We start from the raw sequence: 24,197 nt of genomic DNA on the forward strand, positions 1-24,197 counted from the left end.
AATAGCAGCTTGATCATTATCGAACAAATGATTTTATAGAATTTTTTCGAAAAGGGGGTTTTTGTCGTTTATTTTATTTGTGGCTATAGGAAATATAAAATCTTCTAATACAGCTTTCCAGAAGGGAGCATACAAGGAACTCTGCAAGGGGTGCTCATCTTCTATGGGAAAGCAGGGTCCATGATTGGCTTCAAGTAGCCATACTTTCTCTCTTGTATCCACCATAAAATCAAAACCAAAAATGCCCAGCGTTTTATCTATGGTGTTTTGAAAAGGATATGGATATTCTTTGACAAGAGCGTTCATAAGTTCTGAGAGAATGGTTTTGATTTGCGGGTAAAACGGTTTAAATAATTCATAGCGATAAGTTGGAATTTGAACGACATTGAATTCGTCATGACTCAGATGTTCATTGGTAAGATGCGGCTTTAAGTTTTGAAATTCGTTGCCGGGATAAGGGTGTAAGGCAATATTAAAATAACCGTCTGGGTAGATATGAACCCCATTATAGTTCGTTAAAATGACAAACATACGAATACTGTATTTGTGACCGAGTTTAGGACCTTGTAACAGATGAGGCTCAGTCAGATACCGCTGAAGTACATGCTCTCCACCCAGGCGGTTTGGTGTAAGATAAAAATGTTCGATATCACTCAAGCGTTCAAAGACATGAATATGTTGCCCATTGTTGAGTAATGCCGGTTTTAAAATCCATTTTAATGAATCGATTTGATCTGCAATCTGTCCGTTCTGATGGTAATAGGCATTTGCTATCTGATTCAATACGACAGACCAATTCACGTCATTGATTTGGAAAGTCAGTGGCATGATATCCGGACAGTGTTTACTGACGATTTCGGCCAGCAAGTGTTTGTATTCGAGTGTTTCAGCGACTTGGGGGTTAAATTGAAGGTTAGCTTCGCTGAAATGTGCTCGCCAGTTCACCCGCGTCGCTTTCCAACCGGATTCTTTAAGATGTTGTACCAGTTGATAGGAGGTAGGAGATTTCGCAGCTGATAAGTTAAAATAATACTGGTTTGCAAAAGACATGAATAATTAATGGATGTTTTTTTGAGCTCTACTTAAAGATTAGGTTAACATAAACAAATTGTGAATTTATAGTGCTCTGATAGTAAAGAAAACTTAGCGAAGAAATTGGTTTTTTCGTAAACGCTGTTGGGAGAGAATTGTTTTATTCCATTTTGGCAGGTCGATTCATTAAGGCCGTTACTGCTTCTTTTGCAGTGATTTTTCCTAGAAGAAGGTGGTTTACTTGTTCACAGATGGGCATTTCAACCTGATTTTTTTTGGCCATCGAGCAGATTTGTGCAGCGTTGTATTTACCTTCTACAACCTGTTGAATATGTCTTTCCGCCTCAACGATATCAACACCTTTTCCCAACTGTAAACCAAAACGGCGGTTGCGTGATTGGTTATCGGTACAGGTTAGTACCAGATCACCAACACCGGCAAGACCGGTGAATGTTTCTGACTTTGCTCCCAGTGCCAGACCCAATCGAGTCATTTCAGCAAGCCCCCTTGTGATCAAAGCGGCTTTAGCATTTGCTCCATAGCCCAGTCCGTCACTGATGCCGCAGGCAATCGCCAGAATATTCTTTATAGCACCACAGATTTGTACGCCAGTAATGTCGAAGGAGCGATAAACGCGTAAGTTGTTCTGATGCAACAGTTGCTGAAGCTGGCTTTGATATTTTTTTTCATTACTGGCAATGGTCAATGCCGTGGGCAGAGAAAGTGCAACTTCTCTGGCAAAGGATGGTCCAGCAATAACGCCAATGGGTAATTTTTCTCCAAAACGCTCTTTGACCAAATCACTGAGTAATTTATGAGTCTTAGGATCAACGCCTTTTGTTAACCAAGCTAAACTGTGTATTTGGCAGCTGATTTGTTCCAGCAGATTTGAAAAAGCATGGGAGGGTACGGCAATAATGATCTTGTCGGCTTGTTTTATACTGAGGTTTAAGTCTGTCGTAGGTTCTATATTGCTTGGAAAGCTGATATCTGGAAGGTAATTTTGATTAGCCCGAGCAGTGATCATTTCTGCGATATGCTGTGGGTTTCGCCCCCACAGCAAAACGTGATGTCCGGATTTTGCCAGATGAATAGCTATGGCACTGCCCCAAGAGCCAGCGCCTAAAATGGCAATGGTTTGCTTTTGCATCTTAGTGAGAAGTTTCAGTGTCCTGAGAATTCGTTGCCTTTTTTTGCCCTTCCATCTTCTGCATGTAAAGTGCATCAAAATTGACGGGAGCAAGAACTAATTGAGGGAAACTCCCTCGAATCACTTCTGTTGTAATGGCTTCACGAGCATAAGGAAACAGGATATTGGGGCAAAAGCTTCCAAGCAAGTGCTTCATTTGTTCATCTGGAGCACCTTTTATGGTAAAAATTCCTGCTTGCTTGACTTCAGCAAGAAAAGCGACGGTTTTTTGATTTTTAACAGTAGCTGTTACATGTAAAACGACTTCATATACATTTTTTTCCAATTCTGTATGGCTGGTATCGATATCCAGATCTAATTCAGGTTCCCATTTCTGCTGGAAAATGTCTGGTGTATTAGGGGCTTCAAAAGAGAAATCTTTTACATAAATTCGTTGAATCATGAATTGTGTTTCTTGGTTATTTTGTTGTTCATTCATTATCATTTATCCTCGTATCAATTGATCCAGTTGACCCTGCTGATCCAGGGTATATAAATCATCAAATCCGCCGATCGGTTTATCATTGATGAATATCTGAGGAACGGTTCTACGTCCGCTTTTGGCGATCATTTCATCGCGTAACTCAGGTTTTTCGTCGACGCGTATTTCATGGAAATCGATCTTTTTTCTGCGCAATAACTCTCTGGCTCTGACACAGAAAGGGCAATGGGCGGTACTGTACATTAAGACCTTAGCCATAATATTTATTCCTTACCTTTGACTATAGGCATGTTGGCAGCCTGCCAGTTATTCATCCCGCCATTGAGAACCATCACTTGCTGAAATCCCTGTGACTGAAGTTTGGCAGCAAATGTTGCTGATTGCAACCCGCGTGCGCAAACAAGAACAAGAGGTTTATCTTTATATTTATCCATTCGCCCTTTTTCAAAATCTTCTGCGCTGGCATTTACTGCATCAATAATATGCCCGTTTTTAAAGCTTTCCTTATCACGCATATCAATAACTTTAGCACCCTGATGATTGATCAGATCCACTGTTGATTGGGGCGATATTTCCTTGGCTTTCTTTTTTTGAGCAATCGTTTCATTGATCACGATAAACAGGATAATAATGATCAAGGCAAGCCAAAGATGCCAATGATTTATAATAAACTGCCCTAAGTGTTCCATAAAAAAACTCTATTTTTAAGACTGAAAGTGCGAATTATCCTTTGATTGTGCTTTTAACGCAAGTTATTGGTGGCCAAGAATGTCATTTTGAATCAACAAAGCGGTTTCTTCAATAGTATTGTAGTTATTGCTTATCATGGATGACTGGCGAAAGTTACAAAAAATTTTACTATGTACTAAGGTGTATATTGCTAAATGTAAAGAGAAACACGCAATGTGGCTTGGTTATTCCTGAAAGCATCGCCGCGTCTGGAATGTTCAAATGAAGGTTGAATTTCCACTCTGCGGTAAATAATACGTGCTCCTAAACCCAAAAAATAACCATTGTTATCCAGTATGGTTTGGGGCAAAGGAGAATTGATAACGGTATTTTGGTTTATTGCTCGGCTGAAGCGTCTGTTAGCAACCTGTAGTAAACCGCCGTTAAGATAGGGGTAAAAATGCTCATTATAGAGATAGTAAAGGTATGCTCTTTCAATAAACGTATCTAGTTTAGTGGTTAAAGAAGGGACAAGCTGCGGAATACCAGGATATTGGATAACATACCCATCCTGACGGTAGCGACTATAAATATAGCTGAGATTAGCATTGATAAAAAAGCGTTTGAATCGGTAACCTAGTATTGTACGAATACCGGCATATCCATCACTGCCATCATATCGAGCTAATCCTCGTCTTGAACCTGTCACCAAAAAAGGGCTGTTGACTGTATTATCCAGTACAAAATGATTTTCACCAATTCCTCCTAAGAAATCAAGATAAACATAATGATAAACTTTCCATAGAAGATGCCCGAATATACTGTGATTGTTAATTTTGGTTTGTCCTTGTGTGCCAATTAAGCCGAATTTTGAACCGGTGTTATAACGCGTTTCAATTTCACTTAAGAAAATACCGCTGTAAACAGGTCCCCATGATAAATTATCTATACCTACAGTACTGATATATGAATGTCCATGGTATTTATAGAAATTAGCCAGCAGATGAGAGGAAAAATTAAAATCATTATATATTTCGCTGGAATACATTTTAGGACGGAGGAACTGGGTGACCTTGTCACGGTCAGCTGCTTTATTTTTGCCGGCCTTATTCTTTTCTGCATGAGAAAACAGGCTCAGTACACAGAGAATAATTAACAAAAAATATTTCATTTTTTTCATACACTCTTTATAGATGAAAGTTTAATCAACATAGTGGAGGTCAAGATTTTTCATTTTGAAATTTCACTGTGGTATGGGGTTAGGTTCTGGTTCGGGTTCTGGTTCGGGCGTTGGTTCGGGCGTTGGTTCGGGCGTTGGTTCGGGCGTTGGTTCGGGCGTTGGTTCGGGTACAGCTACTGGAGGAGGTGTTGGAGGAATGGCAGCTTCTGCAGGAATTGCTACGGTGGCGTCGGTGGCAGTTGAGCCTACCTGTTCTGCTCTTGTTGCTGCTGTAAGATTTTCGCTATCAGCTGCAGTAGCGCCTGCAGAGCGTCGGGTTCCCACGTCTGTTGAACAACCAAAAAGAGTTAGCAGAACAGTTAACAGTAAGGTTTTATTTTTCATGTTTTTCCACTGAATTGATTATTTTCTATGTAATTGAAATAATTATGATTTATTATAAATATTTATTCAACACTATATTATTATTTCTTCTTTGGATTAAAGCTTTGCTATTTTTAAACATCTTAGCAAAACATATACAGCACCTGTGCCCCCATGCTTGGGCAGCGCACTGTGGAAAGCAAGCACTTCCTTAAACTGAGGAAGCCAGCGATGAATTAAATTTTTAAGCACAGGTGGTTCACCTTCCAGGCTTCCTTTTCCATGAATGATTAACAGGCATCGTTTGTCGGCATGATGTTGATGGCTTATAAAATCACATAATTTTTTTTCTGCCTCATCGGGTTTGAGACCATGAAGATCGAGACGGGCTTCCAAATTTATTTTTCCTTTTTTTAAGGCTTGAAAGCGACGAAAGGGTAGGGAAGGATGGCACCAGGATAAAAGAGTATTAGCCTGAACTTCCTCTTGGATAAAAGAGGACAAAAAAATCTCCGAGCGTCTTGATTCAGGAAACGTTTCTTTTTTTTGCTTCTTTACTGATTGATTAGGTGTCGATGATTGGGTATTGATTTTTTTGTTTGGTTTCAAGGGGGTGACTGTGCACATGCTGGCACGGAACAAGGCTTTATCTTCATCAGAAAGAAAATCATCCGTCATAACTATACCATTCGCAAAGGTACGGTGAAAGAAAAAACAAGACCCGGGAAAGAAATCCAGGGTCTGATGTTTTTTACAGAGTATACCTTAATTATAGGATATAGCGGGCTAAATCTTCATCGCCTATAAGTTCTCCAAGATGCTCATCTACGTATTTTTTATCCACATGAACCGTTTCACCGGATTTATCCGTAGCTTCAAAGGAAACGACTTCCAGCAATCTCTCCATGACCGTGTACAAGCGGCGAGCACCAATATTTTCTGTTTTCTCATTGACTTGCCAGGCAACCTCAGCAATACGCTGGATTCCTGTGGCATCAAAGGTTAAGGTTACCCCTTCGGTGGCCATCAATGCCGCGTATTGGCGCGTTAATGAGGCGCTAGGCTCCGTTAGAATTCGAATAAAATCCTCAACCGTTAAGGCCGCTAATTCAACACGGATGGGCAAACGACCTTGCAGCTCAGCAATCAAATCCGAGGGCTTGGCGACATGAAAGGCACCGGAAGCAATAAAGAGAATATGATCGGATTTGATCATCCCGTATTTGGTGGATACTGTGGAGCCTTCAACAAGAGGAAGAAGATCACGCTGCACACCTTCTCGAGACACATCACCGCCGCTACCATGCTCTGCTCTTTTGGCCACTTTATCCAACTCATCGATAAAAACAATTCCATGCTGCTCGACTTTTTCAATGGCGCGGCTTTTAATGTCTTCTTCATTGATAAGTTTGGCCGCTTCTTCTTCCCGCAGCAGCTTCATTGCTTTGGCAATGGTCAGCTTTCTTGTTTTAGTGCGTCCTGAACCTATTTGTTGGAACATGGATTGTAATTGATTCGTCATTTCCTCCATGCCAGGGGGAGCCATGATCTCAACACCGACCGGAGAAGCTGCCAGATCAATTTCTATTTCATTATCATCCAGCTTTCCTTCCCGTAATTGTTTACGGAAGACTTGTCTTGTTGAAGAATCTTTTTCTGCAGGCGTGGCGTGATCACGCGCAGGAGGCAGCAAGGCATCCAGGACGCGATTTTCTGCAGCATCTTCAGCCAGATGCTCTACTTTTTTCATCGCAATCTCTCGTTCCTGCTTGACGGCAACATCAGCCAGATCGCGGATGATGGATTCGACATCACGACCAACATAACCAATTTCAGTAAATTTTGTAGCCTCGACTTTGATAAAAGGTGCCTGCGCAAGTTTGGCAAGACGTCTGGCTATTTCCGTTTTACCCACGCCGGTGGGGCCGATCATCAAAATATTTTTCGGCATAATTTCACTGCGCAAACTGTCGTCTTTAATTTGCATTCGTCTCCATCGGTTTCGTAAGGCGATGGCAACTGCTCTCTTGGCTTCGTCTTGGCCAATGATATATCTGTCTAATTCCTGTACAATTTCTCTGGGAGTCATTATCGTTGTATTATTCACTTTTATTTTCCAGCTCTTCTATGGTTAGATTATGATTAGTGTAAATGCAGATAGCGCCGGCTATCATCAAGCTTTTTTGCACGATATCTTTAGCTGATAATTTTGTATTTTCGAGAAGTGCCCGAGCAGCGGCCTGTGCGAATGGCCCGCCTGAACCGATAGCAATTAAGCCTTCTTCAGGCTCAATCACATCACCGTTCCCGGTAATAATAAGAGAAGCTTTACTGTCTGCAACCGCTAAAAGCGCTTCAAGACGGCGGAGAATTTTATCGGTACGCCAGTCTTTTGCCAGTTCTACCGCTGCACGGACCAGATGTCCCTGATGCATTTCAAGTTTACGCTCGAATCGTTCAAATAAGGTAAAAGCGTCCGCCGTACCGCCGGCAAATCCGGCAATAACCTGATCTTTGTAAAGCCGTCTGACCTTACGGGCATTACCTTTCATAACGGTATTGCCTAAAGTCACCTGACCGTCACCGCCTATAACGACTTTGTCATTTCGCCTTACCGAAAGGATAGTAGTTCCGCGATATTGTTCCAAAATAATTTCCTTACCTAATTTACATATAAAATAAGATCGACTATCGACATTTCACACCGCTTTTTTGCTAAAAATATGGTGCGGAATCTCGGACTACAAATGATAATGAAATCTTTTCTGCTCAGAGCAGATACCTTATGTGATATTCGTTCTTGACTCAATGTGCTCATTTGTAATCGTTGTAGATGGGGACGGGAAATAAAAAATCAATAGGAATAATTTAAAAAAGATATTCCCTTCCCTAAGGGTTCAAGATTCAGATATTCAGCAATGCTTTGTCCAATGTCAGCAAAACTGTCACGACGACCGATAAATTTTGAGCCTAATTGCTTACCATAGACCAATACCGGAACATGTTCACGGGTGTGGTTAGAACCGGGAAATGTGGGATCACAGCCATGGTCGGCGGTAAGGACGATAAGATCGTCTTCTTTCAAAACATCGTACAGTTCCGGCAATCTTCGATCAAAATCTTCCAGGGCTCTTGCATAACCAATGACATCTCTTCGATGTCCATAAGAAGAATCAAAATCGACAAAATTGCTAAAGACCAGACTGCCCTCTGGAGCGTTTTTCATGGCATGGACAGTCGCATCAAATAAGGCCATGTTGCCATCCGCCTTGATGGTCTTAGTGATGCCTTGATGCGCATAAATATCTGCAATTTTACCGATGGCAATGACCTCATGACCGGCTTCTTTTAAAAAATCAAGCAGGGTTTTTTCGGGGGGTGGTGTAGCATAATCACGGCGATTGGCAGTGCGTTTAAATTGACCAGGAACGCCGGTAAAGGGACGGGCAATTACGCGTCCAATTTGGTAATCGTCAACCAGTAAGCGTGCTGTTTCACAAACTTCATACAGGCGTTGTAATCCAAAAGACTGCTCATGAGCAGCAATCTGGAATACGCTGTCAGCTGAAGTGTAAACAATGGGTTTTCCTGTGCGCAGGTGTTCTTCTCCTAACTCTTCGATAATAACGGTTCCTGAGGCATGTTTGTTCCCGAGAATACCTGGAAGATTGGTTTTCTGGATGAAGCTGTCAATCAGTTCCTGGGGAAAACAAGGTTCGGTTTCTGGAAAATATCCCCAATCGAAAGTGACCGGTACACCAGCAAGCTCCCAGTGACCGCTGGGGGTGTCCTTGCCAAGACTTTGTTCTACGGCATAGCCAAAATGGCTAATGGGATCTGACAGCGTTGATAAATCAATCAGACGATATCCGCAGCTGGCCACCGTTGCATGATAAATACCTAGCTTTGTCATGTTCGGCAGGTGCAGAGGACCTTGTCGTAAGCCTTTTTGATTGGCTTTACCAGCCTCACAGGCTTCATGAATATGAGCGAAGGTGTTGGCCCCTTCATCTCCGTAGCGCTCAGCATCAAGGCTTGCGCCAATTCCCATGGAGTCAAGAAGTAATATACAAACGCGCCGTTTTGTCATGTTAATGTTCTTGTTGTTGGCAATGAGTTTCTTTTAGACCAAACAATGCTAACAGTGCAAGCAATAAACCACAAGGCAAAATGATCGCAGCATACTGATAATCTGCTAATGAATAAACAGGAGTGTTATGGATGATAGACACTGTGCCATGGCTGGTTAACAAACGTGTGAACAGGTTTTGATAAAGAATAAATCCGCCTTGAGTCAGAATGGAAACTACACTCACCGCAGTCGCGGTTATTGCAGGAGAGCTGGTTTCAGCTACCAGGGCATAACTTATCACTTGGGCAGAAGTAAATAAACCGAGCAAGAAAAACAGCAGTATCATGGCATGAAAGGAGACAGGAAGATAAAGAGCAATGAGTGCTGTTATTAATGAAGCGAGTGCGCCTATTTTCATAGGAAGAATACGCAAACCGACCCTATCAGACAATCCTCCCAATAGCGGTCCTCCTATGATGGCACCAAGAAAGAGCATGGAATTGATCATGGACGCTTTTTCTGCGCTGATGCCTAAACGTTGTTCCAGATATAAGGTTCCCATCATGGCTCCAAATACGGCAATGGCCATGTTCATCAGACTGGTAAATAATGCAGCTCTTAAATATTGCGTGTTCAAATAGACTTTTCTGGCGGTGGTGAGGATATCCAGCCTGATGCCTGAATTTCTGTTTTTGGCAGGGGACTTTTCTTTTATCCAGAACGCCATCACCACCAGCATCATCAAACCCAGCAAACCTACATCTTGTACCGCCTGGCGCCAACCTACCCGCGCAACCAGGAGCGTTAATGGGTATTGCGCCAGCATACCTCCTGTCATTGCCATTGTCACAATGGCTCCTGTTACCAGCGCCATGCGCTTGGGAGGAAACCATTGTGAGGCAAGACGTACCGGGCCGAGAAAGCAAAAGGCGCTGCCAATACCAGTTACAAAACGACACAACAAGGCTAGATAGAAGGATTGAGACCAGGCAAGGATGAAGGTGCTGATAACACAAAGAAACATGGCCAGAATAATGGTTTTCTTAATGGAAAAACGGTCCAGAATCATGCCGGCAATAAAAAGAAAAATCACGTTGGATAAATAATAAATACTTGAAAGATAAGCCATTTTATTGGCTTCAATATGATAATCCTTCATGACATGTTCAGCTATGGAGGCAAACATATTGCCCTGAATAAATTCATAAAAGAAAAATAAAGTGGCTGCAAAGCAGACGAGCCATGGAAGTAATGTTGGCTTTGCCTGATCAATTCCACTGTATTCTTCTATGACTTGCATATAAACTCCTTAATCCATTGGTTTACAGTTTGTTTCGCGACAACACAAAACGGCAATTAATGCTGCAATGGCGCTTAATGGAAAAATCCACATAGCAAATTGAAAATCCGCACTGCTGTATCGGATAGCCGCATGGCCTGCATGAAATTGCATTAACCAGCCGAATAAAATTTGCCCCACACCACCGCCACCCATGATAATTACAGAAGCAATGGCTGTGGCGGAACCGGTATTTTCACCAGAATTGCTTTCGGCAACCAGAGGATAGGCAATCACTTGCGTACTGGTAAACAAGCCTAAAGAGAAAAAAATAACCGAAAGTATCATCGGTGAAAGTGTCATCTTCAGAAATAAAGGGCAAACAGTAATTAAGGTCAGTAAAGCTCCAATGAACATGAGAGGTTTACGTCGCCCCTGACGATCGGATAACCAGCCTGCCAGTGGGCAGCCTATAATGCTTCCTATAAAAATAAGACTGACAATATTGGATGCACTGATTTCGGACAGCTGGTGTACGGTTTGCAAATAACTTGCTCCCCAAAGCGCACAAAGCACCATAATGGGCAGATTTAATAAAGAAGTGAACAGGCCGGCAAGCCAGTTTTGCTTATTTTTTAATGCCTTGATAAAACCGAAAAGGGCAGCGGAAGATGGCTGATTTTTTTTGATGGATAAATGAGCTGGCCTGTCTTTAACGATAAAATAAATCCAGAGGAACAATAAAATGCCAATTTGCCCATCAATGATTAAGGAGCGTCGCCAGCCCAGCCATTCGTTCAGGCGAGCAAAAGGCGTATGAGCCATCATTCCACCAAGAAAAGCCATGGTGACGACTATACCTACTACCAAAGCTTGTCGATGCGAAGGAAACCAGCGTGAAATTAACACAATGCAGGAGAGAAAGCAGAAGGCATTGCCGATTCCTGAAAGAAAATGGAAAAAGCAGGCCAGAGCAAATGAGGTGGTTATGGCAAATCCAAGTGTACCCAGAATGCAAATGGCCATTGCAGTCAGGATCACTTTACGAGTGGAAAAACGATCAAGAATAATGCCGGCAGGAAGCAGAAAAAGAATATCGGCCCATAAATAAGTACTGGACATCCAGCTTAATTGAGTCGCGTCAATGGAAAAATCATGGCGCAGTGGAGAATTGATGACATCAAAAATGTTAAGTTGGAAAAATTCATAGAAGAAAAAGAGTCCGGCAGAAAGACACACCAGCCATGCCATGCGCTCACGATGTGTTAAAACGAACCCCGAATCCACAGACGCTGAATCAGACAAGCCATCTCCTAAACTAAAGGCGGTATAAATTGGCGGCGATTATAACAAATTTTAGAAGGAAAGTGTATTTTTATTGGTTATTTTTTTTACAGACTGAAGGATTTTAGCTTCCCCAGGTTTATAATGAAGCCTGCATGTCAATACATAGGATTCATGACCGCCAATGAAAATCTGCTCTCCATCCAACAATTTTCCCTTTATTGTCTATTCGTAAATCCATATCTTATTCCCCACAGCACCATGGCGAGCCACAGCTAAGCTCAAACTGTTCAAGTCCAGTTTGTTTTTGATGGCCGGCGGCAGATTCCTGTGAATATTCCATGATGGCTTTTTCAAACATTGTTTTGTTCAGTTTCTTTTCCAGTCTGTCAAGGCGAGTTTTGGCTAAAGGATCCAGCAAGCCAAGCTTATCCTCTGCTAGATGAATACAGGGGCTGCATTCCTGGCTGGCATAAGAAAGAACGTCAAAACCGGTTTTTGCGATGAGAGCTTGAAAATCCTCGTCACTGGTTTGCCACAAAGGATGCCATATCCTGCGTCCATTATAATATCTATCATCTTCCTTATATTCGGGTAAATCATGATAACGTCTGGAATCCAGTCGGCGTTTTCCTGAAACGATAAGAGCTTCGCAAAAAGGATCGATATCATCTAAATGATTAAGAATGGTTAATCCTTTCAAAAAGCCGGCGCACCATTGAAATTTCTGACTGGGAAATTGTTGACGATCACAGACCATATCACTGAAGCTTGCCGCAGCAGATAAGTGATGAACACGAACACCTCGACTTTCTGCAAAAGCGGTACATGTTTTAACCCGTTGAGACCAGCTTGCTGAGCTCCAACCGGTATCCACATAGATAAAATGAAGTTCTTCCAGTTCTCGGTCGATCAGATATTGCAAAGCGGCCAAGGAATGATTACCGAAATTGCCGATAACGAAGTATTGCATAGGATAAAAGTTTATGGTGCCCAGGGCCGGAGTCGAACCGGCACGGAGTTTTTGCTCCGAGGGATTTTAAGTCCCTTGCGTCTACCTGTTTCGCCACCTGGGCATAATCTGGAGGCTGAGGCCGGAATCGAACCGGCGTACACGGCTTTGCAGGCCGCTGCATAACCACTCTGCCACACAGCCTTGTCAAAAAAATTACATTCTAAAAAAAAAAGCGACAAAGGTCGCTTTAATTTGGAGCGGGAAACGAGACTCGAACTCGCGACCCCAACCTTGGCAAGGTTGTGCTCTACCAACTGAGCTATTCCCGCGCCTCTACGGGTTGTGATTCTACCTTAAATCAGATGACTGTCAATAATTAATTTTTAAATTTTCGGCTATCAATTTAAATTAAATCGTTTCTTTATGCTTTTCGTGATATTTTGAATTGTGTAAACGAAGAACCACTTCGGCCACTCGTCGCCCTAATGCTTCCCCTCTTTTTAAAAATTCTGGATTAAGGTGCTGTTGTTCTGATTCTTTTTTTATTAATTTATTATGGGTGATGGCTGATGCACCAAAAGGTTGGCGCCAATTTGGACCGCCTACGATAATAAAATTAAAAATCATCATTGCTCGAATAAGATTCATCTGGGTTCCTTCTTCGCCAGCGGAAATTCCAGCGCCAACAACAAAGGCCGCTCCAACTTTTTCTCGATATGAGGAAACATTCAGTGGCCAGGTGTTAATAAATTGCTGAACTTGTGGAGCTACATTTGCATTATAAACGGGACTTCCAATAATGATTCCATTAGCATTTTTTACATTATTAAAATGGGCTTTATCGATCGGTAAAATTTTTACATCGATTCCAGGAATGGTTTGTGTGCCTTTAGCAATTGCGTATGCCATTTCAGTGGTCGAACTTGTAGGATAATAAGTAATGAATATCAGAGGATTAGCCAAAGAAAATGGACAATAAAAGAACAATAAAATACCGAAAAAAAATAAAAATTGATTATATGGGCGGTCCATTTTCATTGACTTTTGCGTAAGCAATAAGTTGATACGATAAATTGTGTTTAGATTTGTGCAATAATGCAAGTAAAAAGCTTAACTTTTTTTAATCAGAACAGGCCAGGCAATTACAATATAAATCACCATAGACCAAATGGTCAGAATGGCAGCAATATAGAGCAAGATAAAACCTAATATGCCCCACCATGATGAGGTTACCGGGTGAAAGGCAAGCAATAAAATAATCGCTACCATTTGCATGGTTGTTTTAACCTTGCCGATGTAACTAACAGTAACACTGGTCCTTTTCCCAACTTCCGACATCCATTCACGCAAAGCTGAAATGACAATCTCACGTCCGACAATAATAATGGCTGGCAGAGTGATGTAATTAAGATCTCTCACTCCGACCAATAATAACAAGCTTGTGGCGACAATGAGTTTGTCGGCCACAGGATCGAGGAAGGCACCAAAAATAGAGATTTGTTTCAGTTTGCGGGCGAGGTAGCCATCCAGCAGATCGGTTAAACAGGCAATGGCAAAAATAATAGCGGTGGCTGCATGTGCCCAGGAAAAAGGCAAATAAAAGACAATGACAAAGATGGGAATCAGTAAGATGCGTAGTAAAGTTAGTAAATTCGGCAGGCTGGTTAATGTACTCAATTTCTGGCTCCCAAGTCATCTTCTGAAGCGTCACGTTTTAATGGGTATCTATGTAAACAGCGCTTCTTACTCAATTTTTATCTAAAATACGGTCATGCAAGATATCGCGTTTAAAGTTAATTCAAGTAAACTTTGAACCGGGTTCAAGTAAGAATAATATACAGATAAATAATTAATGATTTAACCCCAGATAAGTTGCTAATTGCGGATAGTTATCAAAAATTTTTTTTGCTCCTGCTTCCTTCAATGAGCTTGCCTGTTGCTGGTAAAAATCCATGCCAATGGCGGTGACTCCTGCATTATTCGCCATTTCCATATCGGCCATCGAATCTCCAATCATTAATGTTGTCTGGGCATTAACATCAAAGACATCCATGATTTCTTTAAGCATTTGTGGATCTGGCTTGGGAGGTGTCTGGCCAGCAGAGCGTGTGATTTTAAAAATGCTGTCCAGATGACTTGCTCTCAGTGCTCGCTGCAAAGAAACCTGACTTTTATTGGAGGCAATGGCCAAATCAATATGCGCTTTTTGTAATTGATGAATAAATTTTTTTGCTCCAGGTATTAAGTGAACCTCTGCAGATTTGGCCGTGAGCTTTTGCTGTACCTGATATAAAAGTTGTTCATGCTGGGTAGTAGTTAACTGAGGCAGCACTTTTTTCAAAGTTGGAACCAAGCCCAAATGAATATATTGACGCGCTACTTCCGGCTTAATTTTCCCGAAATTCAGAGCATGAGCTTCTTTGGAGATGGCATGGACAATCTGCCCTAAACTGTCAGTCAATGTGCCTTCCCAGTCAAAGATGATCAAATGATATAAACTACTCATTTGTTTTTTAACTCCTCATACGTAATTTTTCAAGAGTTGCTTTAAACTCTTCATCAATATCTGCATAATATTTATGCTCAATACCGTTCAGATTAAATTGAATTTCTCTTGCATGCAAATAAAGTCTTTTTTGCTGCTTTGCAATCCCTTCAACTTCGCCTGCAATAAAGCCGTATTTTCCATCTCCTATAATAGGGTGCCCCATGAGGGCGCTATGTACCCTTATTTGATGCGTTCGTCCCGTTTTAGGCAATGCTTCTATCCAGCAGGCCTGCTGAAAATTTTCCAAAAGTTTAAAGCGGGTTTCAGACGATTTTCCAGTGTCTGAGGCTTTGACCAGTCGCTCCCCTGATAAAAGTGTATTTTTTTCCAGAGCAGCGTCCACAGTCACTGTTTTTTTCCCAAGCCAGGGATGTGCCAATAATGCCCAGTAGGTTTTACGTACCTTGCGCGTTGCAAGGTCCGCTTGGATGGCTCTTAAGATGCTGCGTTTTTTGGCCATTAAAAGACAGCCGGAAGTATCTTTATCCAAACGATGTATGAGTTCCAGGTAATGAAGATCTGAGCGAATTTTGCGAAAAGCTTCAATCATGCCCAGACTCAAACCACTGCCACCGTGAACGGCAATTCCTGTTGGTTTATTGACCACCAGAAGTTGAGAATCTTCATGTATAATGCAAGCCTGCAGTTGTTTTTCCAGTGCAGCTCCGACAAAAAATTCTTTTTTATCGGAGACCTGAACGGGAGGAATGCGAATGAGGTCGCCGTATTCCAGTCGTGTGTTGATTCTTGCCCGCTTTTTATTAATGCGAACTTCACCGCTGCGAATAATACGGTATATATGACTTTTTGGCACACCTTTAAGGATGCGAATCAGATAATTATCCAGTCGTTGCCCATGCTCTTCAGAATGGACTTCGTGATATTGAACTTTATTCATGGTAAATAAACCTGTTTGCGGTTTGTGATTTTTTTGATATGATCTTAAATCGCGCAGATTAATTGTAGCGCGACAGAATTATAACTTATAATTAAATAAAAGCTTAACGGTTGATGTAAAATTAACTTTAATCAGACTTTGCGGATTTTCGCTGGTTTGGTGCCAGCAGATTGATTGCCGAGGTAATCGTGCTCGTTAAAAATCAAACTGCAGTATCCAGAAAGGTTGAAAAGAAACGGAGTCAGGAAAATGCGCTTCCACTTAAGAAAATGATACAAGGAAGCGACCCAGTACCAGAGCCAAATTGAATACGAACTTGTCAGATACCCACGCATGCCAGACATGCTTTATATCGATAACGAATGATTTCGGGACTTTCACTCGCCCTGATAAACGGCTTATACCTTTATTTCCAGATGTTGTTTGTTCTCGATATATCAAACAGTATGCGCCTTTTAAACCAGAGGTAACATGCGTTCGGTCTGTCCTGAAGGTGATGGGTCATGCGTAAAGAACGCCTTTTTCTTAATTTGATCAGAGGACTGTATATTTTGTTATAAATGACATGGCAAACGGTTTTGATATCAATGATACTGCCTTTGAGCAGTCATTTATAAAGAATATATTTGATGTATACGGGCATTGAATCTTGAATGAAAGGAAAATACGATCATTCAAGTTAATACTCGCTATACACGTCCATTGAATGAATTTTGATTGAGGAGTCTGTTGATATTTCGAGAGCTTAAGTTAAAAAGCTTCAATGTTTGAGCCGTGCAGCACAGAACATCGAGTTTTGCGACCAAGAAGCAGAAAGGCCAACAGATTTTAGTAAAAATTGCCTTTTACTATCATGAATTAAGTGGTGGCGCCCATAAAATATGGGGTTACCAATGGAAAAAATGTTGATCAATGCAATTCAGTCTGAAGAAGTCCGGGTTGCTTTAATAAAAAATAATCATTTATTTGATCTGGACATTGAGTGTCCAAGCGAAATTAAGAAAAAAGGAAATATTTATAAAGCGATAGTTACACGACGTGAACCAAGTCTTGATGCTGTATTTGTTGAATATGGCGCAAAACGTCAGGGATTTTTACCGCTTAAGGAAATTGCTCCGGAATATTTAAGTAAACATCCCGATGAGTTTGGCGATGAAAAACCTCCAGTCACTGCATTAATTCGTGAAGGGCAGGAACTGTTGGTTCAGGTGGATAAAGAAGAAAGAGGAAGTAAAGGAGCTGCTTTAACCACTTATATTACGCTGGCTGGATGTTATCTGGTTCTTATGCCAAACAATCCCCATTCAGGCGGTATTTCGCGACGTATTGAAGGTGAAGAGCGTGAGGAATTGCGTGAAACTTTAAATGCGCTGAATCTGCCCGAAGAAATGGGACTTATCATTCGTACGGCAGGAGTAGGAAAGAGCCAGGAAGAATTACAAGATGATCTGAACATGCTTTGCAATCAATGGCAAGCTATCAAACAGGCCTACGATTCAGAATTGGCTCCTTGCCTTATTCATCAGGAAGGGGACGTTATTATTCGTTCCATTCGTGATAATCTGCGTAAGTCGATCAGTGAAATCATCATTGATGATCAGGTGTCCTATATTAAAGCCAAGAAGTATATTGAGCATATTAAACCTGAATTTTTACCTCATCTGAAACTCTATAACAGCACAATACCTTTATTTAATTATTATCAGATTGAAAGTCAGATAGAAACGGCCTATCAACGAGAAGTTTTGTTGCCTTCCGGCGGCGCTCTCGTGATTGATCGTACTGAAGCGCTGGTATCCATCGATGTGAACTCAGCTAAAGCCACAAGTGGCTCAGACATTGAAACCACGGCTTTAAATACCAATCTTGAGGCAGCCAACGAAATTGCCCGTCAATTGCGTTTGCGTGATCTTGGTGGTCTGGTGGTGATCGATTTTATCGACATGAGCTCCAGTAAAAATCAGCGTGAGGTGGAAAACCGCTTAAAAGAAGCTTTACAGGCGGATCGGGCTCGCATTCAGGTTGGGCGTATTTCCCGCTTTGGTTTGCTCGAGATGTCGCGCCAACGCCTTCGTCTTTCTCTTGGAGAAAGTGCACAGGAAGTTTGTCCTCGTTGTGAAGGTCGAGGTACAGTAAGAAACATCCAGTCACATGCTCTGTCCATTGTTCGTTTGATCGAAGAGGAAGCCTTGAAAGAAAAGACGGCGGAAATACAAGTGCAGCTTCCTGTCGAGATGGCCACTTTCCTGATGAATGAAAAACGGAACTTCATTTTGAACATAGAGAAACGTCATGGTGTATCTGCTATTATCATTGCCAATCCTTACATGCAAACGCCTCAATATTCCATTACACGGCTTAAGGAAGATAATGTAGGTAAAAGCAAGAAGGCAAGTTATACCTTAATTCAGCAGCCGGAAGTTCATTTTGTATCGGCCAAGGAAAATGTAAAACATGATGAGCCCGTGGTCAAAGCCTTTTCCGGCCGGTTGTCTGGTAAGCAACAGCAAGCCGGTTTCATCAAACGTTTGTGGAGCAGCTTATTTGGTGGAAGTACTGAACCTTCTTCACAAGTGGAGGAAACAAAGGAAAAAAAGACTTCATCAAAAGTCGATTCATCAGCAAAACCTCAGACTCAGGGCGAACGACGTCCAAAAAGTCAGTCCAATCGTAAACGCCGCTCGGGAGGCGGACAATCAAGATCAGGATCTGGGTCACAACGTAGACGTCCTTCGCAAAGCCAATCAGGGCAACAAGGAAATCGCCAGGGGGCTTCCAAGCCTGAGCAAAAAAAGAAAACGGCGAATCGAGAAATCACGGAAAAGCAGTCATAGCCTTAGGTTCGGTGAGCAAAAATTTTCATAGATGAAAATGCGAGCAATTGTTCACGGAACTTAGGTTCTGTGAACATAGGAGAACATGGCCTTATATAGCCAAGTCTATCGTCCTGCCTTCTCTTTTTTAAGAAGCCCTGTCCGTTTTGAACAATTGCTCGAGATCTTGAGCTGTGGCAGGTTGGTTAAAATGTAAACCCTGAGCGTAGTTACAACCCATTTCTTTGAGTTTTTGAATATTTTCCTCATTAACTCCCATTGCTAATGTTTTCAATTTAAGCGTTTTGGCGATATTTATCATGGCTTTGACCAGCTTTAATTTTTTTTCATCTTTTATCATGTTCATGATAAAAGATTTGTCTATTTTAATTTTGTCAATGGGAAAACGAGTTAGATAAACAAAGGAGGAGTGACCACTGCAGAAATCTTCAATCAAAATCTTTATGCCCGTTGCCGATAACTGATTTAAAATGGTGAAAGTCTGAGGCTGGTTGCTTAGACAGGTTTGTTCGGTTAATTCAATTTCAAGATATTTGGCAGATAGCTTGCAGGTTTTCAGTCGGTTTTGAATGGATTCAGCTAATTGCTGATCAGCAAAATCTGAGGTGGACAAATGGATGGTCAAAGGAATTTTAAATCCCGCCTTATGCCAGAGTGCGGTTTGTCGGATGGCTTTTTCAAGAAGAGTATCTCTCCATTTTTTGGTGAGATTTGTCCCTTCAATCAAGGAAACGATTCTTTCTGAATTGACCTTGCCCAATTTAGGACTGTAAAACTGGATTGAAGCTTCAGTTCCGACAATTTTTCTCGAAGCGATATCAAAGAAAGGCAAATAATGAACTTCTAATTTGTCATTTTCCAGAGCGTTTTCTAATTCTGCTAATAAGATACGATTATGCGTGTAATCTTCATTCATTTTTGCATCATAAATGGCAAAATTTTTCCTTTCCTTTCGCGCATTATAAGCACTGACGTTAGCATGGTGGATCAATTCTTCTGCATTTCTGCCATGCTCAGGATAAACAGCTACTCCTATGGTCGTGGCAATATGTATATTAAGACCGTCAACCATATAGTCCGTGGAAGTTAAATCATTAATGTTCTGTATGGCTGTTTTAAGACTAATTTCCGGATTAAGCCTCGGTAACATAATGGCAAATTCATCCGCTTGTAAATGAGCTACCAGGTTCATTCCCATACAAGCACGTAAGAGAAAAGGTTCAAGAAGAATTGATTTCAATTTTTCAGCGAATTGTTTAAGAATATGATTTGCATTAAAGACGCCAACATTGTAATTAATGTTTTTGAAATCGTTAATATTTATAATAATCACAGCCAGGGAAGAGGAAGGAACTTGACTGATGAGCTGGTCAATTTTCTCTGTAATGAGTCGGCGATTAGGCAATTGGGTTAGGCTGTCATGATTGGTTTCGTATTCAAGTTTTAATTTCAGATCACTGCTTTTAGATTTATACTCCCTTTCCTTATCTTCAAGGATCGATTCCGCTTTATCTGCCAATCCGTAACAAAAAGCCTGTCCCCAGTAGGCGAACATGAAAGGCGTCAGATCCAAAGCCCAGATGGCGGGATTGGATGTTTGCGCCAGAAGTAGGCTGCCTAACGTGATTTCTCCTGTCATTTGATAGGCGACCAGGAAGGTTGCGACCACAATACTAACGATGGAAATCATAAGCCCAATTAGAGCATATCGGTTGACATGGCTTTTTAAAACGACCGAGCTGGGAGGGATATGATGTTTATGTATGCTGGTATCCATAGCTATTTTCCGTTTTTGAGCATCACTTAGGTTTCATTCTCTTTAATATCGACCACTTACTGATTAACTTAATTCTAGCTCTCATTCGCCGATGGTATGTCATTATCTTTTAGTAATTGAAAAACCTCCTCATCGGAAGTTTGTGAAAAATCTTCATACCATAAACCTACTGCGTTAAAATATTCAGGTCTCATTAAACAAACAACCTCATCGACCAGTGCTTTCATTTCCTCATAAGAGGATAGAGCTGCCACAGGTATGGCAAGAACCACTTTTTGCGGTTTTTGCCAGCGAATGGCTTTGATGGCCGCTTTAACCGTTGCGCCCGTAGCAATGCCATCATCGACCAGAATAATAATTTTATCCTTGAGGTCTAAGGGTGATTTTTTGCCACGATAAGTTTTCTCACGACGGTTTAATTCCGCCTTTTCTTTTTCAATGACGTTGTCAATCGCAGCTTGGGAGAGATTAAATTGATTTAAAATATTCTGATTAAAAACGGTCACGTCACCTGAGGCTATCGCCCCTATGGCTAATTCTTCATAGCCTGGCATTCCTAATTTCCTCACAACAAAAACATCGAGGGGTAAGGACAATGATTTAGCCACTTCATAAGCTACAGGAACTCCGCCTCGTGGTAAGGCCAATATTAGTGTATCTGGCCGGTTAGCATACGGTTTACATTCTTTAGCCAGAAGTTTTCCTGCTGCATATCGGTCTGCAAATCGCTCCATATTTCCTCCTGATGCGCTCGTTCATCCCTGATTGTTTACTGCCTTTTGCAGTTGTTCGATCTTTTTCATTAGATCCAGAGCCAGACCAGCCCCTGCTATATTTACTCCAAGATCCTGTTTGAGTCGTAAAACCATACGTATACAGCGAATCGATTCACTGTCAAATTGCCACTGATTGTGTTTGTCTTTTTTGAGTGTAACAATGCCTTCATCGATGATTTCCTGTATGATTTCCGTACCCACCCCGAAAGAATAACTCACTTCGCTCATGGATAAAGCAAACCATTCTTCACACCCTGAATCTGTTTTTCTTTTGTCGTTCATCCGCTTCCTCCCAGATGTTCACGAGGATTATAGTCAAAGGATTTTGCAAGTTGTTCATACAACTGTCTTGCTTTTTCATTCTCTACAGGAGGAATAACGATTTTCAGTCGGACATATTGATCCCCTGCAGGGCTACCAGGTAATCCTTTGCCTTTCAGACGCAATTGTTTCCCGGTTTGTGATAGTTTGGGGATTTTCAGATTTACTCGCCCAGCAAGGGTAGGTACCTGTACGGTTGCCCCAAGTGCTGCCTCCCAGGGCGTAATGGGTAAATCGAGATGAATATCCTTATGATTTAAATGAAATAGGGGATGGGGCTGAATGTAAATTTCAATGTATAGATCACCGGCTTTTTGTCCAACGCCCAGCCCGCCTTGTCCTTTTAAGCGAATTTGTTTTTTATTCGTAATCCCTTTCGGTATTTTGACTTTGATGGAACGTTGCGCATAATTCATAAATCCATTTTGATCAAGGGTCGGCACCTGAAGTTGTAAGGTTTTTTCTCTTCCGTAAAAACTGTCTTCCAGGCTGATGGTCATTCTTGCGTGGATGTCCTGTCCTTCATCAAAATAGGACTGATAGCTTTTTTGACGTGAGCGCTGCCTGAAAATGCTGTTGATGAATTCATCGAAATCTGCGGCAGTGGCTTCGTCAAAAGAATAACCGTACTGCTGTTGACCTGCACTTTGTCGTTGGGACTGTTCTTGCCAATATTGACCATATTTATCATATTTTGCCCGTTTTTCAGGGTCTTTCAAGACTTCATAGGCCTCCCCAAGCTCTTTGAATTTGACTTCAGCATCAGGCTCACTGCTTACATCAGGGTGATATTTTCTGGCTAACTTTCGATAGGCTCGCTTGATATCTTCCTGGGTGGCTGAACGGTCAATTCCCATGATTTTATAATAATCTTTATATTCCATTAGCTGTATACCTGATAATCCGGATACCACATGGTTTCATTTATTTTTTGTTCAATCGCTAAATCATCTAAAGGATAAATATGGTTTTCCTTGATGCCTTGTTGGATAACGGCTTTGGCAATGTGACGGCTGACCTGACGAATATTGATTAATTCTGGCAAAAGCCGCCCTTCACCCGTTTTCATTGCCGGTGCTAGTTCACTCAAGGCAATAGCGGCTGCCATCATCATTTTATCGCTAACTCTTTTTGCCTTTGAGGCAACGACACCAAGACCTACCCCGGGGAATATATAGGCGTTATTGCATTGGGCAATGTCAATATGGTGTCCATGGATATTTACCGGTTCAAAAGGACTGCCAGTGGCTACCAGAGCCTGACCATCGGTCCAATTCAACACATCTTCAGGTATGGCTTCAGCTCTTGATGTGGGATTGGACAAGGGAAGCACAATAGGGCGTTTACAATAGGAGAACATTTTTTCAATCATGGATTTACTGAATTGATTGGGCTGGCCTGAAACCCCAAGTAATATCGTGGGTTTAACCTGATGGATAACGTCCTCCAGGCTTATATTATCCGGGTTGCTTACTTGCCAGTTCTTGACTGTATCATAGGGTTGAGCAAATGCTTGTTGAAAAGGCAGTAATCCAACGATTTTGTCATGCAGTAAACCAACGCGGTCAACGAGGTAGAAACGAGAACGTGCTTCTGACTCTGTCAAGCCCTGTTGTATCATGACCTGAACCAGTTGCTCGCTGATGCCACAACCGGCTGAGCCTGCTCCTAACAAGGCAATACGTTGATCTTTAAGTGTTTCGCCGGCTACTTTTGTGGCTGCAACAATGGCTGCCACTGTAACTGCAGCGGTTCCCTGGATATCATCATTGAAAGTGCACAATTGATCCTGATAGCGTTTCAAAAGTGGATAAGCATGAAGCTGGGCAAAATCTTCAAACTGCAATAAGGTTTTCGGAAAATGTTTTTTTACACCCTGCACAAAGCTGTCAACAAATTCATCATACTCATTTCCTGAAATACGCTCGTGTCTCCAACCTAAATATTCCGGGTCATCCAGTTTCTCCTGATTGTTTGTACCCACATCCAGAATCACCGGTAATGTATTTGCAGGATGAATGCCGCCACAGGCTGTATATAATGATAGTTTTCCAATAGGGATTCCCAAACCTCCACTTCCTTGATCACCTAATCCTAAAATGCGCTCACCGTCCGTAACGACAATCACTCTTACATCACGATGAGCAGCAATTGCTGAGAGAATACGCTCTATTTTGTTTCGTTCGGGATAATTGAGAAATACGCCGCGAGGCTGGCGATAAATACGATGAAATTTTTGACAGGCCTCGCCAACCACTGGCGTATAAATAATTGGCATCATTTCCTCAATGTGAGTCAGAATCAGACGATAAAATAGAGTTTCATTATGGTCTTGTAAGGCACGCAAATAAATGTGCTTTTCCAGTTGGTCCTGCTTGATGGAATAGGCTTCATAACAGCGAACCAGCTGTTCTTCAATGGTTTCGATATGTGGAGGAAGCAAGCCGTTTAATTCAAATCGATCACGTTCGTTGGCGGTAAAAGCGGTACTTTTATTGAGTAATGGATCACGTAATAAAGAGGGTCCACGCAAATTAACATTGAGAGCCATTCAAAGTCCCTTTTTTTCTGCTGTTGC

24 protein-coding genes and 3 tRNA genes are annotated in these 24,197 nt (G+C 41.7%); 1 reads left to right on the plus strand and 26 read right to left on the minus strand.

Annotated features, from left to right (window positions below):
- Positions 1 to 33 precede the first annotated feature (33 nt).
- From E4T55_RS10150 to E4T55_RS10250, 21 genes are all read right to left on the minus strand, one after another.
- Positions 34 to 1,050 carry a YheC/YheD family protein gene (locus E4T55_RS10150; RefSeq protein WP_058502698.1) on the minus strand — a complete coding sequence of 339 codons (1,017 nt, stop codon included), beginning with the start codon at positions 1,048 to 1,050 and terminating at the stop codon, positions 34 to 36.
- Positions 1,051 to 1,192: 142 nt separating this feature from the next.
- Positions 1,193 to 2,182, minus strand: a complete 990-nt coding sequence (locus E4T55_RS10155) for an NAD(P)H-dependent glycerol-3-phosphate dehydrogenase (RefSeq protein WP_058502697.1) — start codon at positions 2,180 to 2,182, stop codon at positions 1,193 to 1,195.
- A gap of 1 nt (position 2,183) precedes the next feature.
- A complete protein-coding gene (gene secB / locus E4T55_RS10160; protein ID WP_058502696.1) occupies positions 2,184 to 2,660 on the minus strand; it encodes a protein-export chaperone SecB in 477 nt (158 codons plus the stop codon).
- 6 nt (positions 2,661 to 2,666) lie between these two features.
- Positions 2,667 to 2,921, minus strand: coding sequence for a glutaredoxin 3 (gene grxC, locus E4T55_RS10165; protein ID WP_058502695.1), 255 nt, complete (start codon positions 2,919 to 2,921; stop codon positions 2,667 to 2,669).
- A gap of 5 nt (positions 2,922 to 2,926) precedes the next feature.
- A complete protein-coding gene (locus E4T55_RS10170) occupies positions 2,927 to 3,352 on the minus strand; it encodes a rhodanese-like domain-containing protein (RefSeq protein WP_058502694.1) in 426 nt (141 codons plus the stop codon).
- A 191-nt stretch (positions 3,353 to 3,543) separates the two neighbouring features.
- Positions 3,544 to 4,512, minus strand: coding sequence for an autotransporter outer membrane beta-barrel domain-containing protein (locus tag E4T55_RS10175; protein WP_058502693.1), 969 nt, complete (start codon positions 4,510 to 4,512; stop codon positions 3,544 to 3,546).
- Positions 4,513 to 4,575: 63 nt separating this feature from the next.
- Positions 4,576 to 4,896 (minus strand): hypothetical protein, encoded by a 321-nt coding sequence (locus tag E4T55_RS15310; RefSeq protein WP_058502692.1) that lies wholly within the window; start codon positions 4,894 to 4,896, stop codon positions 4,576 to 4,578.
- A 96-nt stretch (positions 4,897 to 4,992) separates the two neighbouring features.
- Positions 4,993 to 5,553 carry a Smr/MutS family protein gene (locus tag E4T55_RS10185; RefSeq protein ID WP_058502691.1) on the minus strand — a complete coding sequence of 187 codons (561 nt, stop codon included), beginning with the start codon at positions 5,551 to 5,553 and terminating at the stop codon, positions 4,993 to 4,995.
- Between the two features lie 91 nt (positions 5,554 to 5,644).
- Complete coding sequence (gene hslU / locus E4T55_RS10190; RefSeq protein WP_058502690.1) at positions 5,645 to 6,964, minus strand: ATP-dependent protease ATPase subunit HslU; 1,320 nt, start codon at positions 6,962 to 6,964, stop codon at positions 5,645 to 5,647.
- Positions 6,965 to 6,974: 10 nt separating this feature from the next.
- On the minus strand, positions 6,975 to 7,523 hold the full coding sequence (gene hslV, locus E4T55_RS10195) for an ATP-dependent protease subunit HslV (protein ID WP_058502689.1): 549 nt from the start codon (positions 7,521 to 7,523) through the stop codon (positions 6,975 to 6,977).
- A gap of 206 nt (positions 7,524 to 7,729) precedes the next feature.
- Entirely contained in the window at positions 7,730 to 8,965 is a 1,236-nt protein-coding gene (locus E4T55_RS10200) for a phosphopentomutase (RefSeq protein ID WP_058502688.1), read from the minus strand.
- Between the two features lies 1 nt (position 8,966).
- Positions 8,967 to 10,247, minus strand: coding sequence for an MFS transporter (locus tag E4T55_RS10205; protein WP_058502687.1), 1,281 nt, complete (start codon positions 10,245 to 10,247; stop codon positions 8,967 to 8,969).
- 9 nt (positions 10,248 to 10,256) lie between these two features.
- Positions 10,257 to 11,531, minus strand: coding sequence for an MFS transporter (locus E4T55_RS10210; RefSeq protein WP_058502686.1), 1,275 nt, complete (start codon positions 11,529 to 11,531; stop codon positions 10,257 to 10,259).
- A gap of 223 nt (positions 11,532 to 11,754) precedes the next feature.
- Positions 11,755 to 12,483: a phosphoadenosine phosphosulfate reductase domain-containing protein gene (locus E4T55_RS10215; protein ID WP_058502685.1), complete on the minus strand. Its 729-nt coding sequence runs from the start codon at positions 12,481 to 12,483 to the stop codon at positions 11,755 to 11,757.
- A 14-nt stretch (positions 12,484 to 12,497) separates the two neighbouring features.
- Positions 12,498 to 12,586 (minus strand) — tRNA-Leu (locus tag E4T55_RS10220).
- 6 nt (positions 12,587 to 12,592) lie between these two features.
- Positions 12,593 to 12,666 (minus strand) — tRNA-Cys (locus E4T55_RS10225).
- Between the two features lie 52 nt (positions 12,667 to 12,718).
- Positions 12,719 to 12,794: transfer RNA gene (locus tag E4T55_RS10230), tRNA-Gly, on the minus strand.
- A gap of 79 nt (positions 12,795 to 12,873) precedes the next feature.
- Complete coding sequence (locus E4T55_RS10235; protein ID WP_058502684.1) at positions 12,874 to 13,497, minus strand: flavodoxin family protein; 624 nt, start codon at positions 13,495 to 13,497, stop codon at positions 12,874 to 12,876.
- A 78-nt stretch (positions 13,498 to 13,575) separates the two neighbouring features.
- Positions 13,576 to 14,142 carry a CDP-diacylglycerol--glycerol-3-phosphate 3-phosphatidyltransferase gene (pgsA, locus tag E4T55_RS10240; RefSeq protein WP_058502683.1) on the minus strand — a complete coding sequence of 189 codons (567 nt, stop codon included), beginning with the start codon at positions 14,140 to 14,142 and terminating at the stop codon, positions 13,576 to 13,578.
- A 172-nt stretch (positions 14,143 to 14,314) separates the two neighbouring features.
- Positions 14,315 to 14,971, minus strand: coding sequence for an HAD family hydrolase (locus E4T55_RS10245; RefSeq protein ID WP_058502682.1), 657 nt, complete (start codon positions 14,969 to 14,971; stop codon positions 14,315 to 14,317).
- Between the two features lie 7 nt (positions 14,972 to 14,978).
- Positions 14,979 to 15,911, minus strand: a complete 933-nt coding sequence (locus tag E4T55_RS10250; RefSeq protein ID WP_058502681.1) for an RluA family pseudouridine synthase — start codon at positions 15,909 to 15,911, stop codon at positions 14,979 to 14,981.
- Between the two features lie 893 nt (positions 15,912 to 16,804).
- Here E4T55_RS10250 and E4T55_RS10255 point away from each other — a divergent pair.
- Positions 16,805 to 18,745, plus strand: coding sequence for an Rne/Rng family ribonuclease (locus tag E4T55_RS10255; RefSeq protein WP_058502680.1), 1,941 nt, complete (start codon positions 16,805 to 16,807; stop codon positions 18,743 to 18,745).
- A 127-nt stretch (positions 18,746 to 18,872) separates the two neighbouring features.
- Here E4T55_RS10255 and E4T55_RS10260 read toward each other — a convergent pair whose 3' ends face one another.
- From E4T55_RS10260 to E4T55_RS10280, 5 genes are all read right to left on the minus strand, one after another.
- Positions 18,873 to 20,522, minus strand: coding sequence for a putative bifunctional diguanylate cyclase/phosphodiesterase (locus tag E4T55_RS10260; RefSeq protein ID WP_058502679.1), 1,650 nt, complete (start codon positions 20,520 to 20,522; stop codon positions 18,873 to 18,875).
- A 74-nt stretch (positions 20,523 to 20,596) separates the two neighbouring features.
- Positions 20,597 to 21,256 (minus strand): phosphoribosyltransferase, encoded by a 660-nt coding sequence (locus tag E4T55_RS10265; RefSeq protein ID WP_058502678.1) that lies wholly within the window; start codon positions 21,254 to 21,256, stop codon positions 20,597 to 20,599.
- A gap of 21 nt (positions 21,257 to 21,277) precedes the next feature.
- Positions 21,278 to 21,580: a chaperone modulator CbpM gene (locus E4T55_RS10270; RefSeq protein WP_058502677.1), complete on the minus strand. Its 303-nt coding sequence runs from the start codon at positions 21,578 to 21,580 to the stop codon at positions 21,278 to 21,280.
- Positions 21,577 to 22,503 (minus strand): DnaJ C-terminal domain-containing protein, encoded by a 927-nt coding sequence (locus E4T55_RS10275; RefSeq protein ID WP_058502676.1) that lies wholly within the window; start codon positions 22,501 to 22,503, stop codon positions 21,577 to 21,579. Before E4T55_RS10275 ends, E4T55_RS10270 begins: the two co-directional genes overlap by 4 nt.
- Positions 22,503 to 24,170 carry an NAD-dependent malic enzyme gene (locus E4T55_RS10280; protein ID WP_058502675.1) on the minus strand — a complete coding sequence of 556 codons (1,668 nt, stop codon included), beginning with the start codon at positions 24,168 to 24,170 and terminating at the stop codon, positions 22,503 to 22,505. The genes E4T55_RS10275 and E4T55_RS10280 overlap by 1 nt, the downstream gene beginning before the upstream one ends.
- Positions 24,171 to 24,197 lie beyond the last annotated feature (27 nt).

Origin of the sequence: Legionella israelensis, assembly GCF_004571175.1 — a bacterium.
Lineage (GTDB): Bacteria > Pseudomonadota > Gammaproteobacteria > Legionellales > Legionellaceae > Legionella_D > Legionella_D israelensis.